General features: G+C 57.9%; 9 protein-coding genes. 5 read left to right on the top strand and 4 right to left on the bottom strand.

The window, feature by feature from the left end; all coding sequences use genetic code 11:
• Positions 1-4: 4 nt before the first annotated feature.
• A complete protein-coding gene (locus tag AB4Y89_RS12875) occupies positions 5-2470 on the top strand; it encodes a glycoside hydrolase family 2 TIM barrel-domain containing protein (RefSeq protein WP_442301331.1) in 2466 nt (821 codons plus the stop codon).
• Complete coding sequence (locus tag AB4Y89_RS12870) at positions 2470-4755, top strand: glycoside hydrolase family 88 protein (protein WP_442301330.1); 2286 nt, start codon at positions 2470-2472, stop codon at positions 4753-4755. Before AB4Y89_RS12875 ends, AB4Y89_RS12870 begins: the two co-directional genes overlap by 1 nt.
• An 82-nt stretch (positions 4756-4837) precedes the next feature.
• Here the strand turns inward: AB4Y89_RS12870 and AB4Y89_RS12865 are convergent, their stop codons facing one another.
• From AB4Y89_RS12865 to AB4Y89_RS12855, 3 genes are all read right to left on the bottom strand, one after another.
• Positions 4838-6163 (bottom strand): Gfo/Idh/MocA family protein, encoded by a 1326-nt coding sequence (locus AB4Y89_RS12865; RefSeq protein ID WP_442301329.1) that lies wholly within the window; start codon positions 6161-6163, stop codon positions 4838-4840.
• A 129-nt stretch (positions 6164-6292) separates the two neighbouring features.
• Positions 6293-7126, bottom strand: coding sequence for a sugar phosphate isomerase/epimerase family protein (locus tag AB4Y89_RS12860; RefSeq protein ID WP_442301328.1), 834 nt, complete (start codon positions 7124-7126; stop codon positions 6293-6295).
• 16 nt (positions 7127-7142) lie between these two features.
• Entirely contained in the window at positions 7143-8336 is a 1194-nt protein-coding gene (locus AB4Y89_RS12855) for a Gfo/Idh/MocA family protein (protein WP_442301327.1), read from the bottom strand.
• Positions 8337-8754: 418 nt separating this feature from the next.
• Here AB4Y89_RS12855 and AB4Y89_RS12850 point away from each other — a divergent pair, with 418 nt between their 5' ends.
• The 3 genes from AB4Y89_RS12850 to AB4Y89_RS12840 all read left to right on the top strand — a co-directional run bounded on the left by AB4Y89_RS12850 (position 8755) and on the right by AB4Y89_RS12840 (position 15164).
• Positions 8755-12063 (top strand): TonB-dependent receptor domain-containing protein, encoded by a 3309-nt coding sequence (locus tag AB4Y89_RS12850; protein WP_442301372.1) that lies wholly within the window; start codon positions 8755-8757, stop codon positions 12061-12063.
• 103 nt (positions 12064-12166) lie between these two features.
• Positions 12167-13462: a glycoside hydrolase family 18 protein gene (locus AB4Y89_RS12845; protein ID WP_442301326.1), complete on the top strand. Its 1296-nt coding sequence runs from the start codon at positions 12167-12169 to the stop codon at positions 13460-13462.
• A gap of 34 nt (positions 13463-13496) precedes the next feature.
• Positions 13497-15164: a SpoIIE family protein phosphatase gene (locus tag AB4Y89_RS12840; protein ID WP_442301325.1), complete on the top strand. Its 1668-nt coding sequence runs from the start codon at positions 13497-13499 to the stop codon at positions 15162-15164.
• Between the two features lie 260 nt (positions 15165-15424).
• Here the strand turns inward: AB4Y89_RS12840 and AB4Y89_RS12835 are convergent, their stop codons facing one another.
• Positions 15425-16552, bottom strand: a complete 1128-nt coding sequence (locus AB4Y89_RS12835; RefSeq protein WP_442301324.1) for a M23 family metallopeptidase — start codon at positions 16550-16552, stop codon at positions 15425-15427.
• Positions 16553-16625: the final 73 nt, after the last annotated feature.

Genomic DNA, 16625 nt, shown 5'->3' with positions numbered 1-16625 from the left:
ACGAATGACGATTACGCGACGCTCCTTTCTCGCAGGCGCTGCCTGCCTCGGAGTCATAAAGACTCCTCTTCTGGCTTCGGCTCTGCAGGACAGTCACTCACAACAAGCAACGGCTCAGCGTCTGACCGACGGCTGGGAGTTTTATCGCGGCCCGCTCGATCCAAAATTTCAGGTATGGCATAGCGAAGAGCTGGTCACCTGGCAAAAGGTTACGCTTCCTCATTGCTTCAATGCCTATGATGGCTGCGACCCTGATACCCCCGCCTATCGTGGGCAAGGCTGGTATCGTAGAAAACTTGCCATCGATAACCCTTATCCCCAAGGGCGGACGCTGCTGCATATTGAAGGGGCCGGTCAAAGCTCCGCAGTCTATATAGGCATGGAGCGCGTTGGCGAACACGTCGGCGGCTATGACGAGTTCATGGTCGATATCACCGACGCCTGTGGACGCCAGAAAGACAGCAAGGCGGTCCAGCTCGCGATTCTTTGTGATAACGGACGCGATCTCGATCGCATGCCTTCTGACCTGAGCGACTTCACGCTCTATGGCGGTCTCTACCGCAATGTCTCGCTCCTCTACGTGCCGGCGGTCTCACTCGAGGCTGTCCATACCGCCGTGGCATTCGAGCCCGGCAAAGCAGCGCATGTCGCGGTGACGGCCCGCTTGTATGCACCGCAGCCGATCTCCGGCACGGTGGATATCAAACTCGCCATCGTCGATCCGGCCGGTAAGACAGTGCATCAGCAATCGCTGCAACGCACTCCTTGGAATGGCGAGACCGAGCTGGCTTCGTTTGAGCTGTCGTCACCACAGCCCTGGTCGCCGTCAACACCTCGCCTTTACCGCTGTGACGTCACACTGCAGTCTGCTTCGGGAACGACATCTGCCGGGCATCGCTTCGGAGTTCGTCATACACGCTTCGAGGAACATGGCCCCTTCTATCTGAATGGCGAGCGTCTGCTGCTGCGTGGAACGCAACGGCACGAGGACCACGCCGGCTATGCCGCGGCGACTCCGGAACCAGCGCTTCGTAAAGAGTTCGAGTTGATCAAGGGAATGGGAGCGAACTTCATCCGGCTGGCGCATTACCAACAGTCACGCCTTGTTCTCGATCTCTGCGACGAGCTAGGCATTTTGGTGTGGGAAGAGGTTCCCTGGTGCCGCAGTGGCATCACCAGTCCTCTGTTCCGCCAGCGTGGCCTTGATCTGATGCGAATCATGATCGACCAGCATCGGAACCATCCCTCTGTATTGCTCTGGGGATTGGGGAATGAAGATGACTGGCCAAGCGAACCCGGCGGAGAAGACCACGCTCAGATTCGCGCGTACATGACCGAGCTTCGTGACCTCGCGCATAAGCAGGATCCCTCACGTCTTACATCCTTCCGGCGCTGTGATTTCGCGAAGGACATTCCCGATGTCTACTCACCCTCGATCTGGGCAGGATGGTACAGCGGGAGCTACGTTGAGTATCGCGAAGCGCTGGAGAAGGCGCGGACTGCGACTCCGTTCTTCTTCCACGCCGAATGGGGCGCAGACAGCCATGCAGGACGCCATGCGGAAGATCCTGATCCCATGCTGGCGCACATCCTTACCGGCCGCGGCACCGCCGAAAAGGGATTCGACTACAAACTCACCGGCGGTGCTCCACGTATGTCGCGCGACGGCGAGTGGAGCGAGACTTACGCCTGCGACCTCTTCGACTGGTATCTGCAGACGCAGGAGTCTCTCCCTTGGCTCACTGGCACCGCGCAGTGGGTGTTCAAGGATTTCACGACGCCTCTGCGTGTCGATAATCCCGTGCCTCGTGTTAACCAGAAGGGCGTCATCACTCGCGACCTCACGCCCAAGGAAGGCTATTACGTCTTCCAGTCCTACTGGACGAAAGAGCCGATGGTCCGCATCTACGGACACAACTGGCCCGTACGCTGGGGTAAGGCGGGGCAGCAGCGCATGGTCCGCATCTACTCCAACTGCACCGAGGTGGAGCTGTGGCTCAACGGTAAGTCGGTCGGCGTCAAGAAGCGGGCACCGGAAGATTTTCCGTGCAGCGGACTGCGCTGGGATCTGGCCTTCCGCGAGGGAGAGAACGAACTTCGCGCCGTCGCGAAGAGCAACTCCTCCACGGTGAGCGACACCGTCCACTTCCAGTATCAGATCGCAGCATGGTCAAAGCCCGCGAAGCTGGCGCTGCGCACCGTACAAAGTGGGCCCGACCGCGTGACCATCGAGGCCCGTATGCTGGATGCCACCGGAGTTTCCTGCCTCGACTCTCGTGCTGTCGTTCGTTTTTCCCTTGCCGGTAATGGTGCCCTGATTGATAACCTTGGAACGCCCAACGGATCGCGTGTCGTGCAGCTTTATAACGGCCGCGCAGAGATCAGCCTGCGGCGTACCGGTCCGGTCGTCGCATCAGTTCACGCTGAAGGTATTGAACCCGCATTTCTCACACTGGAGAACACACATTGATGCATCTCAATAAAGCCGCTGCGGCTCTGCTCGCAGCCACATTGTGCACCTCGCTGACAGCGCAGGAGAAGCCCATGACCGGCCCTGCGATCTCTGCCGCTGCAGGCGATACGATTCCCGATGCCGGGCCTCTGGCAACGGATCTTTCCGGTGCGGTGACGCGGCCCGCAATTCAGAAGGCGATGCGCAAGGTTGCTGATTGGCAACTCTCGTACTCGGAGACAAAGTACAACCAGGACTGGACCTATGGGCCGCTCTACCTTGGCCTGCTCGCGACTACCGACATCATCGGCGATGCCAAATACCATGACCGCCTGGTAACGCTCTTCAACCAGTTTCAGTGGAAGCTCTGGGCCAACCGCCAGTTCCATGCTGACGACGAAGTCATCGCGCAATCGTATGAGCTGCTCTACCAGGAGCACGCGGATCCGAAGCGCATCGCCGATGCCCGCGCCACCTTCGATCGCCTGCTGCAGCGTCCTGCCGACCCGGCAAAGGATCTCTGGTGGTGGTGCGACGCTCTCTTCATGGCTCCGCCTGCCCTGGCCCGCATGTCTGCCATCACCGGAGACCATCGCTACATCGACAAGATGAACCAGGAGTGGAAGCTTACCGAAGAGCACCTCTACGATCGCGAAGAACGCCTCTTCTTCCGCGACGGCACCTTCCTGAACAAGAAGGAAGCCAATGGCAAGAAGCTCTTCTGGAGCCGCGGCAATGGCTGGGTGCTCGCAGGCACCGCCAATGTGCTGAAGGCGCTGCCGAAGAACGACCCTTCCCGGGCGCAGTACGTGAAGCTCTTCCAGGAGATGGCGGAGCGCATCGCCGGCCTGCAGCAGCCCAGCGGCCTGTGGCGCACGGGTTTGCTGGACCAGACAGCCTATGAGCAGGACGAGATCTCCGGCTCCGGCTTCTTCACCTACGCCATGACCTGGGGCATCAATGAAGGCATTCTTCCCCGCGCCAAGTACGCTCCTATCGTCGAGCGCGCCTGGGCCGCGATGGTGAAGCATGTCTTCGAGAGCGGCCGCCTGGGCGCGATTCAGCCCATCGGAGCAGCTCCCGGACAGTTCACTGCCACCTCCAGCTACGTCTACGGCGTAGGCGCCTTCCTCCTCGCCGGCTCTGAACTGGTGCGGTATGCACCGGCTGCCAAGACGCATGCTGTGCTCCAGATCAACAACCCCACCAGCGACGCTCGTCGTGATGAAGTTCTCGACCTACCGCTCACGGAGGTCAAGCGCCATATCGCGATCGATCCCGCGAAGCTCGTCGCACGCGACCGTCTCACCGGCAAGCGCCTTCTCACCCAGGTCTATGCTTCCCTTCCTGGCGGAGCACCCGATCGCTTTCTGATCCTTGACGACGTTGCTCCCGGAACCGCCACAGGCATCGATCTTGCTGTAGAAGAGGACGCCCCGGCAATGGCCTCCAGAGTGACGGCGCGTGATGTTCCCGAGCGTATGGATGACTTCGTGTGGGAGAACAACCTGGTCGCTCACCGCGTTTACGGCCCTGCGCTGCAGGCGACCGGAGAGATCACGTCAGGCATCGACGTCTGGTCCAAGCGCGTGCCGAACTTCGTCAGCACCGCCTGGTATGCCCGCGACAAGGAAGCCCAGCGCACGCACAACCCTGCCCTGTCCTATCACCACGATAACGGGGATGGTCTTGACTCCTATGAGGTTGGCCCCGCCCGCGGTTGCGGCGGCACTGGCATCTGGGTTGATGGCAAGCTGGAGAATTCGAAGAACTTCACCCATTCGAAGATTCTGGCCACCGGCCCCATCCGTGTCGACTTCATCCTGGAGTACGCTCCCTGGCCTGCGGGGACAAAGACCGTCAGCGAGAGTAAGCGGGTTACGCTCGACGCCGGCACGCGCCTGAACCATATGCGCTCGACCTTTACCTTCGACGGAGGTGGAACCATCACCGCAGCCGCAGGCCTGGGTACGCATAAGGACACCGAGATCAAGCAGCTGCCTGAAAGCGCCGCACTCTCTGTGTGGGATACACCTCAAACAGCATCAGCCGGACGTTTTGCTACAGGTATTATTCTTTCCGGCAAGCAGCCTTATCGCTACGAAAATGTACCCATGCAGGGCAAGACACCCGGCGATGCTCTTCTGCTCTTTACGGCCCGTTCCGGCGTTGCTATCGACTACTACGCAGGCTCCGGCTGGTCACAGGATGACATGCCTGACTTCGCTACCTGGAACAGCTATCTCGCAACCCAGTCCAAGCGGCTGCAGGCCCCTGTGAAGGTAAGCTGGCTCGCGCGCTAAAGCTTCCGCAACCAATAGAAAACGGCCCGCGAGATACTCGCGGGCCGTTTTCTATTGGCGCTGCACGAAGAAGCCACACTGTTTAGATGTGCGGCTCCCATCCCTTCTCGTACTCGCGCTTGCGCATCTTCGTCGCTTCTGCATCATCGACGAAGGCGCCGGTCTTGGTGTCGAGCTTCAGTTCGCGGTTGAGCTCCCACGCGATGTTCGACATCAGCAGAATCGCGACCGAGGTGCTGGCGTCCCAGATCGGCGAATTCAGTTTGGCTCCGGTACGGATACCGTCGATGAGGTTGGCAAAGTGCAGGTCCGTCATCGAGTCGCGTCCGACCAGGTCGGCGCTCGATGTCTTCTTGTCCTTGGGGATCTTGTACTCGTTCACAAGCTTGCCCTTCAGGTCATGCACCTCATAACCATCGCGGTCCAGGATGACGGTCCCTTCCGTGCCGTGAATGGCCGAGCCACGATCACGGTTATAGAGAGGCATCCCGTTCGTGCTCATGTTCTCCCAGGAGATCATCTTGTCGTCGTACTCGAAGCTGGTCACCAGGGTGTCGTAGAACTGCCAGTCGTCCTTGAAGTGATAGCGTCCACCGGATGCGGTGATGCGTTGCGGCCAGACGGTCTGCAGCGCCCAGCGGCAAACATCCACTTCGTGCGTACCGTTATTCAGGGTTTCGCCCGTGCCATAGATACGCAGCCAGTGCCAGTTGTAAGGATGAACGTTGTCCTTATACTGCTGGCGCGGAGCCGGYCCCTGCCACAGATCCCAATCCAGGGTCGCCGGCACCGGGGCCACCTTACCCGTCCCCATCGTCTTACGTGTATTGCAGTACCAGGCCTTGGCGTAATACGCGCGTCCAATGAGGCCGTTGTGAATCTTGTCGATGATCTCGATCGAGTGCGGCGATGAACGCTGCTGGTTGCCCATCTGCACCTGCTTGCCCATCTTCTTCTGCGCGGCAACCAGGAGCTCGACCTCGTGCGGATTGTGGCTGCAGGGCTTTTCAACGTAGACGTGCTTGTCGGCCTGCATGCCCAAAATAGCAATCGGTGTGTGCCAGTGGTCTGGGGTCGCAATAGTGATCGCGTCTACGTCTTTCGATTCCAGCAGCTTGCGGAAGTCCTTATCCGCCTTAGGAGCCGCTCCCATCGACTTCTCTGTCTCTCCGGCGTATTTCTGCAGGATCACCGAGTCCACGTCGGCCACGTGGGTAATGGCCGCGTTTGCCTTGTTGGTGGTCAGCGCCGACAGGTGGGCATAGGCACGGCTGTTCAGACCGATCACACCAAAGTTCACCCGCTCGTTCGCGCCGATCACGCGAGCATAGCTTTTTGCTGTGGAGCTCACCGCAACGCCCGCGGCGGCTGTAGTCACTAATTTTGAAAATTCACGACGTGTAAGCATAACTTCTCTCCTGCGCTGGAGCAGTTCTCCTGAAGGTGTAGAGCGGAGTGTTTGCAGTTTGCGCCGTTTTCCTTCGAAGAAAACGGCATTCACTGATTTATCCAACACTACAGTATTAGGAGAATTGCGCTAGGCGCTGTATCCCATCTCGTTCAAGGTCTTGCGCATAAACGCAAAGCTCTTCAGCACACCCGGGAGCGGATTATCGCCGTTGATCTCATACTCCAGATCCACATCACCCTGGTACTTCATCGCGATCAGGGTCTCGAAGATCTTACGCACCGGCATCACACCGTCGCCCACATCGCACTGGCTCTCCTTCTTCTTCCCATCGGCCAGATCCTTCATATGCATGTCGAGCAGTCTCGGGCCAACCTCACGCAAGGTTGCAGGAATATCGTCGCCAGCGCGCATGGCATGGCCCACGTCAACGCAGCAACCGACGCGCTTGTCCATCTTTCCAATCAGCTTCAGGATGTCGTGCGGCGACGGCCACTCCTTATCCTCAGGGCCATGATTGTGAATGGCGAGGCTGATGTCGTACTTCTTCACGAAGCTCTCGACACGTTCCAGAGCAGCGTGCGATGGCGAGCCAATAATCAGCTTGATACCGGCGGCCTTTACGTACTCGAACTTCTGCCGGATATCTTCATCCTCGTCCTTCGGGAAGTAGATCGTACCCGCGCCCGTAAGCTTGAGGCCTGCAGCACGATATGCTTCCGCCTGTTTGGCAGCGGCGCCTTCCGGCGTCATGGGAAGGTGGACGTCCTTCAGGTTCAGATACGGCGTCTTGATCTGCTTCATAAAGCCGATCAACTCTTCCGGCTTGAACTTACGGAAGGTATAGCTTGCAATTCCCAATTTCAGGGGGGCGGGGCCTGCTGCCATTGCCATTCCCGGAGCCATGAGACCCGCGGCCGCCAGACTGCCCATCTTCAAAACATCGCGACGTGTCGACTTCATTCTTATCCTTATCTCCTTAGGTCAGCTTGACCCATTTGGCCTGCATCTGCGCCTTGATCACGAGTTCAGCCGCCAGCAGCGCCTGTTCCTGGTCCTGCGCGATATGCGTCCGATTGACGATGTCTTCCACAAATTGGGGACCGAACGGCAGCGATACCTGGTTGCAATCGATATAGCGCTGCTGTTGTCCATCCACCAGGAATAGGTTGTTGCCGGTCTTGTTCACGCCGACATTGGTGTATTTACGCACCTCAATGTAGCCCTTGGTTCCCAGAAGGAACAAGCGGCCATCGCCCCAGGTGCCGAGGCCATCGGGGGTGAACCAATCCAAGCGAACATAGCCAAAACCCTTATTGCCGCGAAGCACCATGTCGCCGAAGTCCTGGAACTTCGGGTGCTCCGGATGAGCGATGTTGGAGATCTGAGACTCTACAATCTCCGCGCTGGTGCTGCCGGTGTAGTACAGGAACTGGTCAACCTGGTGCGAGCCAATGTCGCACAGAATGCCGCCGTACTGCTCCGGAACCCAGAACCAGTCAGGACGCGGATCAGCGCCACCATTGGCGCCGCCACCGCCCTGCACGATCTGATGGGGAGCGATATTGATCGTCTGGATCACCTGGCCGATGGCGCCTTGCCGCACCAGCTCTCCAGCCTTGATCGCTGACTTCACTTCCAGCAGTTCGCTGTACATGATGGCGTAGATCCGCTTGGTTTCCTTTACGGTCTTGCGAACAGCCGCAAGCTGCTCCAGGGTCGTAATGCCGGGCTTATCGGAAAGGAAATCCTTGCCTGCCTTCATCGCACGAACGCCCAGCGGAGCACGCTCGCTCGCAATGGCGGAGCTCATCACCAGCTGGATGGAAGGGTCGTGCAGGATTGCATCTTCCGATTCCACCTGCTTTGCATCCGGATACTGCTTCTTGAAGCGCGCTACCTTATTGGGCTCGGAGCCATAGAACGCTACCAGTTTGCCGCCGCCACGGGTAATGGCGTTCACCATGCCATAGATGTGGTCGTGGCTCATACCGCATACAGCGAAGTTGATGGAGTGCTTGGGTGCGTCGTTTTCCCAGGCAGCCGGAGCCGCTGTCTCGTGCACCATCGGTCTGGCACCGAGGGGCTCGGCCAGCCCCATCTCCGCGAGGCCGCCCATCATACCCATGGCGCCAGCGGTGCGAAAGAAATCCCTACGATTGAATCCGTTCATCGGAAAAACATCTCCATTGATTGCATTTCAGTATTGGGTCTTGATTGCTCTTTGGAAGAAGAAATCGGGTCGGCGGAATTGTAGCAAGTCACAACAATCTCTGGCCCGTATAAAGATTCCCGCCTGCCGTTGGACCTCACAGACAAAGACGCGCCAGCCCACACCTTGGTTGAATTGATTTTTATATAAATCAATAGCCGAAAAATAAAAGGGGTTACGCGCCGCCGAACCGTTTCAATAAAAAATCTACTTGCAAAGTATCTCGTATAGATGTTTCTATTCTCTCCGCAAAAAAAACTAACCCACTTGGGGGCACTTGCAGATGAACCTGTACCTCTTTCGGCCAGTTGATATATCAAGAAAATCTCTCCTCTTTCGCGGTAAACCAAACTCCCTATGGATCGCCCTGCTTTTGGCAGTGATCGTGGTCTTCTCCGGGACGACGGCTACCGCACAGGACACAACAGCTACGATCGTGGGCTCCGTCTCTGACCCTTCCGGAGCCGCCGTTGGAAATGCGGACGTCACCGTAACCAACACGCAGACCAACATCGCTGTCGACACCAAAACAACGGAGTCTGGCGCCTATACCGTTCCGAACCTCATCCCCGGCACCTACAACATCAGCATCAAGGTGCAAGGCTTCCAAACCATCAGCATCCAGAACGTCACAGTAGCCGCAGGTGATCGCCGGCGCGCTGACGCGGCGCTGGTTGTCGGCGCCGTCAATGAAACCGTGGAAATCACTACCGCCGCACCGATCCTGCAGACGGATGCGTCCTCTGTCGGAGGCAACGTGACAGAGCGCGCCGTACAGGATCTGCCTCTGAACGGCCGCAACTTCATCAACCTCGTACAAGTCATGCCAGGAGCGACCGAGGGCGCACCGAACAGCATCAACAGCGGCAATCGTCCGGATGACCGCCGCCCTTCGTCTTCGATCTCCATCAATGGTCAGTCTGAGGTTCTGAACGACCAGCTCGTCGACGGCCTCGACAACAACGAACGTGTCATCGGCACGATTGGCGTACGTCCGTCGATCGATTCCATTCAGGAAGTACGCATTCTGACCAACAGCTTTTCGTCTGACGGCGGCAGAGCAGGCGGCGGTTTGATCAACGTCATCACCAAGAGCGGCACCAACAACTTTCATGGCTCGCTGTATGAGTTCTTCCGCAATGACAAGCTGAACGCCTACGCTTATCAGTTCGGAGCTCAGGCTGCGAAGCCACGACTGCGGCAGAACCAGTTCGGCGGCAGCCTTGGTGGGCCGATCTTCAAAGACAAGGCCTTCTTCCATGGCGATGCGGAGTTCTTCCGTCTGATCAAGGGAGGCCTGCCGAGTAACCTGACGGTTCCTACCGCCTACGAACTCGCGCACCCTGGAGATTTCTCCGATGCAATCCCGGCGTCGGGATGCGCCACCATCGCGGCCACCGTGGTCGATCCGACGCAGTCGCACACCACTGGCTGCGTCTACGATCCAAACCCGGCGTCACCTGGTTATCTTCGCAGTCCTATCGCGGGCAACATTGTTCCGAGCAGCTACATTGACCCGGTTGGACTCGCTTATTTCAAACTTTATCCCTCACCGAACACGGGTAAAAACGGATACGTCGGAACGCGAAACCAGCAACAGTACTCTACGGTGTACGACGTTCGTGTCGACTATCACTTCGACACCAACAACCAGATCTTCGCTAAGTACATCGTCAACGACATCTTCACATTTTCACCTGGATCACTTCCCATCTCCAGCGTGAATGGATTCGCCATCGATCCACAGACCGGCAATGGATTCGGATCTGCTCCACAGATCGCACGCAACACCGCGGTGATCTACACGCATACCTTTACCTCAAACATGCTGATGAATGTCGGCGCGGCGTGGACCCATATCAACAACGCATCGTATCCGCTGAACTATGGCGTCAACCCGAACACCAAGCTCGGCCAGCCGAATGTCAATATCAGTCAACTGACCTCAGGCCTTGCGGTCGCGTTGCCTACGGGGCTAACAGGCCTTGGAGGCGGCAGCAACTTCGTGCCGCTGCAGAACAAGGACAACAGCTATCAGCTCAATGGAAATATCTTCTATAACCGCGGGAACCACAGCTTCCGTTTTGGCGCCGCGGGCATCCGCCGTATCGCGCTAAACCTGCAGGACAACCAGGGCGAAGGCAGTTGGACCTTCCGTATGGGCGCTCCTGGCTTGCTGATGGGTATCTTCTCGGCGGCTACACGCAACAACAACCTGTATCCGCCTACGTACCTGACCTGGGAGCCAAGCGTATATGTCCAGGATGACTGGCACGTACGTCAAAACCTTACCCTCAATCTCGGTGTTCGTTACGACATCTATACGCCCTTCACCGAAAAGAAAAATCACATCTCCAACTTCGATGAGACGACGGCAACCATCGTGCAGGCCGGCGTCAATGGTGTCAGCAACACGGCGAATGTCAAAACAGACTATTCCAACTTTGCGCCGCGCGTAGGCTTTGCATTGACGGCGGCTCCAAGCCTTGTCATCCGTGGCGGCTTTGGCCTCGCGTTCTTCCCCAGCAACTACATGTCTCCGGTAAACCTGAAAAACCCACCGAACATCGCGATCTATGGCAACTGCTCCTCCGTTCAGGCAGCGAACGGAACCAGCGGTTGCGGTACAGCCTTTACTCGGTTCAATCAAGGCATGCCATCGCCAAACCAGAACCCGAGCACCGCCCAATCGGCACTCGTCGGCTCTATCCCTGCAACTGTTGACTACAACTTCCGCTCCGGATACCTGGAACAGTTCAACCTCACGGCGCAGAAAGACTTCAAGGGCAATACCTTGACCGTCTCCTACGTCGGGCAGTTGGGCCGCCATCTTTCCACCGGATTCGACATCAACCGTGCACCGCTGGGAAACAAGAACGGCTCACAAACGTTGCGCCGTTACTACTCGGTATTGCCGGGAGTCACGACGATTACCCGTAGCTATGCCACGGGCGCTTCGTCCTACCACTCTCTGCAGGCTGTCATCGAGCGCCGCTTCCACAATGGCCTCGGCTTCAACGTCAACACGACCTGGGCTCATCTGCTCGATAACGCTCCAAACATCAATGGACAGAGCGGAAACGGCGTCGGCCAGGTGTTGGCGACACAGAAGTTCGATGACTATGGCAATGGCGATCTCGATGTGCGCAACCGCATTGTCGTTACGGGTAACTATGCATTGCCCTTCGGCAAAGGAGCGCACGGACTTCGTGGCGCGCTTCTCGGCGGATGGCGTACAAACGTCCTCTATCTCTGGTCAACTGGTATGACGTTCACCGTTCTTAACTCGACCAATGTCAGCGGCACCAGCCCCGGTGGTTCGGCTGACCGGCCGAATGTCAATGGAGACCCCTTCCAGAACATCACCCCCATCTTCTCGGGAGCCATGCAGTTCTTCCGGGCTTCCGCTTTCTCTGCCCAGAGCGCGGGCGACGTAGGCAATGAACGCCGTAACCCATATCACGGACCGCACTTCCGGCACTGGGATATGTCGCTGTTCAAAGAGTTCGCGGTCTATCGTGAAACTCACCTGCAGTTCCGTGCCGAGGCATTCAACATCGCCAACCAGGCCAACTTCAGCAACCCTGTTACCGGGCTCGGTTCCACAACGACCCTGGGAGCTCTCACCTCGACACTTCCCTCGTATCAGCCACGTCTGATTCAGTTCGCGGTCAAGTACGAGTTCTAAATACAAACACCACGCCATGACGGCCTGCGTCTCATCCGCGCAGGCCGTTCTTTTTAACCTCGCCGTATTGCCCAAATTGAGCGGCAGCGCGTCTGATGGAAGAGTGCGTATTTCGGGTCCATCTGCCGCGGTCTTCTTGATCTTTGGGACATTGCTCTCGTTCGCTCAAGCAGCGCCCGTACACCGGCACAAGGTCACACGGCAGAGGCCCCTCGTCGTCGGCTACTTTCCTCAGTGGCAGCTTTATGCCGATACACCTTATTCCGTAAAAGCCCTTGATCAGAGTGGCAGCGCCAGGCTGCTGGATCAGATCAATTATGCACAGGGCTTCGTCAAAGAGGGTCACTGCTCCGTCGCTGATCCCAATGCCGACCTGAATACGGTTTTCAACGCCGCAAACAGCGTCGATGGCATCGCTGATGATCCTGCATCGCATTTCCATGGCTACTTCCACCAGATACAGGAGTTGAAGCGGAAGTATCCGCACCTGAAGCTGCTCATCTCTCTGGAAGGCCGAGCTGCTGACTTCGCCGCGGATGCTCAACCCGCGGTCCGCAAACAATTTGTCCACTCCTGTATCGATACCTTCATCCGCGGCCATTTCGCGGAAGGCATCAATGTATCGGACCTCTTCGACGGCTTCGACATCGACTGGGAGTCACCTCACCAGGAAGACGCGGAAAACTTCCACGAGCTCCTACGAGAATTCCGGGAACAGATGAACGCCGTACGACCGGGATTGAGGCTTTCTATCGCGGTCGGTCCGTCGCCGCGCATGCTCGGCGGGGTCGATTTCCGATCCATCATTCCCTACCTCGACCAGGTGGGCGTCATGTACTATGACTATGCCGGTCCCTGGATGCAGCGCTCCGGCTTTATCGCACCGCTCTTCCGCGATCCGGCACATCCGGGCGGAAGCATCGACCGCGGCATGAACGACTACATCGCCGCCGGTGTCCCGGCACACATGTTGCTGATGGGCATGCCCTTCTACGGATACGGCTGGAAGGTTCCGGAGGGCGACAATCACGGTCTCTTTCAGGATGGACCAGGTATCCGCAGCGAAGACTATCCTTATCACCGCATCCGGAGCATGAAGGGCAAATACGTCCTCTACCGTGATCGCCTCTCGCACGCTCCCTGGCTGTACGACGGGGATACGTTTTTCACCTTTGAAGACACCGCCTCGCTCAGCTACAAGGCGGCGTACGCTGCGAAACATGGACTTGGCGGAGTGATGATCTGGGAGTTGAGCGGAGACACCTCCGATGGGGAGCTGTTGCATACCGTCCATCGCTCCCTGAACCGTCCTCCTGCCTGGTACACCTTTCCGCCAGATGGCTCTCCTGCAGGCGGTCCACAACAGACAGTACAAACTCGGTCAGCCGAAGCCCCCTAAGCTTTGCTACACTGGCGGCTCAAGCACAATGACCATGGCCGAGAGCACCTTTGTTCCCATGAAGATGCTGCTGGAAGATCGCAGCAACCGTGTTCCCCGCACATTGGACCATGTGCCCTTCACGATCGGGCGTCTCACCGACCGCTCGCTGGTGCTGGACCACCCGTTCATCTCGCGCTCGCACGCACAGATCAACTTCATTGACGGGCAGTACTTCCTCGAGGATCTGCGGAGCACCCACGGCACCTATCTGAACGGCCGCCGTCTGGATCCGATGGCCGGTCCACAGCAGCTCAACGCCGGAGACAAGCTTCGTTTTGGCTCCTCCGACGGCCCCCTGCTCCGCTTCGGCAAACCGGACCGCGATGTGGCCAGCCTGAAAGACCTGATGGGCCAGATGCAGTCCATCGCGATGCCGAGCGAAGGCTCAGACCTGGAGAAGCTGCGCTGGTTCCTGGAGGCTGCCCGGAAGCTGAACGCCGTCGGCGCCGTACAGGAGGTGCTGCAGTCGCTCGTCGAGATTACGCTCGACCTGACGCAGATGGAGCGCGGGTATGTCTACCTGCGCGACACGGGGACAGGCGAGATGTCGATGGCCGTCGGACTCACACTCGCCGGGGAGAAGCTTGCCGATGACCGCGGTGTGGCTCAGTCGGCCATCCAGCAGGCGACACGCACCGCCGCCGAATTCATCGTCACCGATACGCTCTCACTCGATGGCGGGATGTCTGACTCCATGGTTGCCGGCAGCATCCGCACCGTAATCTGCATTCCCCTTCGGAGCCGTCACGGTGATTTTGGCAGCGACGAAGACAGCAAGGCGGAGCTCGGCGGAGAGGTCCGCGGCATCCTCTATCTCGACAGTCGCCTGAAGGCGGGTGCTCTCAACGAGGTCGATAGCGGCCTGCTGGAGACGATCGCCGGCGAAGCAGCGTCCCTGATTGAAAACGCATCGCTCGCCCGCGCGGAAGAAGCTGCCCGCCGCTATCGTGAGGAGCTGAACATCGCGGCGCAGATCCAGCAGGGCCTGATGACCGTGCAGATTCCGGACATCCCGTACGCTCGCATCAATGCCCGCAACGTACCGTGCAAAGACGTGGGCGGAGACTTCTTCGATGTCGTGGTCGATGAAGACGGCGTCTCGCTCGTGATCACGGACGTCTCCGGGAAAGGCGTCTCCGCAGCGCTTCTCGCCTCTACCCTTCAGGGACTGGTGTACTCCCAGTTGGCTGCACGCCAGCCGCTGGAGCAGGTCGCACGCATGTGCAACCGCTTCATCTGCGCCAAGGACATCGGCAAATACGCTACCATGATCGTGCTGAAGCTCACCAGGAGCGGCAACCTGCAGTACATCAACTGCGGCCACGTCATGCCCCTCCTGGTGGGAGACGGAGTGGTTGAGAAGCTCACCGCGACCAATCTTCCCGTCGGCCTGCTTCCCGATGCCGAGTATGAGACCGCCTATCTGAAGATGCCGCAGAACAGCCGCCTGATCCTGGTGACGGACGGAGTGACTGAAGCCGAAAATCCCGAAGGTGAGTTCTTCGGTGATGACCGGCTTGAGGGCGCCGCATCTCAGTTTGAGTCCATGACAGAGATGTTCGACTCCGTGCAGCGCTTTATGAACGGAGCTCCACCGACGGACGACTGCACGATGATCGAGTTGCGGTACCACGATCGCCGCGCAGAAACTCGCGCTTAGGCGTCTAGAGCAATCGTTGAAGCGCCGAGTTCGGAACTGCGTCTGCGGGTTTGGCAACTCCCATCCGCAAGGATGGAGAGCGAGGCCGCGGAACAGGTGTCAGCACCGGCTGAATCGAGTAACACCTAGCGTGCATCGGGCATACATCAAGTCCATTTTCGAGTGCGGATGGAAGGGCGGCGACAGAGACTAGGGGACAAGAGCAAAAGGTCTAAGTAACTGTACCGTTTGCCAACTGCCCTTTCAGCCATACGCTATTGTCAATCATGGGAGACCCCTTGAAAAGAAACAATACGCTTGTTCAGTGGTAGTTCGTGTATGCGATACCGCGCGCTTGAAGTACCCTCTGCGGGCATGAGGGTGTAGCGCTCAATGACATACGGAATGCCCTCACCGGTGAGTGGTTTGGGAGATGTAGTGACCTCGAAGTGCAAATGAGGCTCGCGGGCATCTCCGGAGGCACCAATATGCGCGAGGACTTGCCCACGACGGACATGCTCCCCCACCTTTACTCGGATACTTCCTGGTTGGAGGTGGAAGTAATAAGCGTATTGTCCATGACCAAGATCCAAGGTGATGAAGTTGCCCGGGATCGTATCGAGTGTGATTGGTATGGCGGGATGGAATGCGTTTCCGTGCCCCGGGATGTTCTCCGGTAGACCATCTCTCGTGGCAATGACGCGGGCATCCGCAACCGCGAGTACAGGTTTCCCATAAGAAAAGTAAGAGTTTTTGTTCGTCGGATCTCCGGAAGATGTAGCCCCGTTCTGCACTCTTTGCCAATCGATCGCGTAGCGTTCGTCGATGACCGGCTGACCATTGAGGACGTGTACCCCACGACGATGGTGATTGTCGGGGTCGCTATCTGGAGCGTCATCCGCTATCCAGCTTGGCCCTTCCACAGGTGGCCCGAGTACTTGTAAAGGCGTGTGATGTGTCTCAACGATAGCGCCCTCTGCTGCTAACCCCGAAGCTACGACTCGATGAGCGAGCCGTTCCGGTACTTTTGCAGTTCCATCAAACTCAATAGACATGAAGACTATGACGGTCTGACCTCCCGCCACTTGCAGTGGTACAGCCGGCTTTCCAGAGGTCAGAAGCACCGTCATGGACTGAAGACGTTGACCTTCAAAGACCGCGATTGGTTGGGCTGGTAGGTCAGGATTGATAACCTCAATGCGGTCCAGGGACACAGAAGAAGGCATGAAGTTTGTGAGGTGCATCTCATAGAAAAGGTAGGTATGACCTTCACTGGGAAACGCAGTTGGAGCGAACGGAATGCGCGTTTCCATCTGAAGTGGAAAGGGAGCGGGCTTAGGTAACTGCTGGCATGGTGCCGCAATGCAAATGAGGGCAATCACCATGTGAAGAGGGAAACGGAATCGCATGCCCATGTGTTACGAAGCCGACATCAAAAAGTTCCAGGCTTCTTCACCTGATACTTGACGATGTACAGCCTTC

The sequence above is a fragment of the Terriglobus sp. 2YAB30_2 genome, from assembly GCF_052114765.1.
Lineage (GTDB): Bacteria > Acidobacteriota > Terriglobia > Terriglobales > Acidobacteriaceae > Terriglobus.
This window is presented reverse-complemented; position numbering and strand designations above follow the sequence as displayed.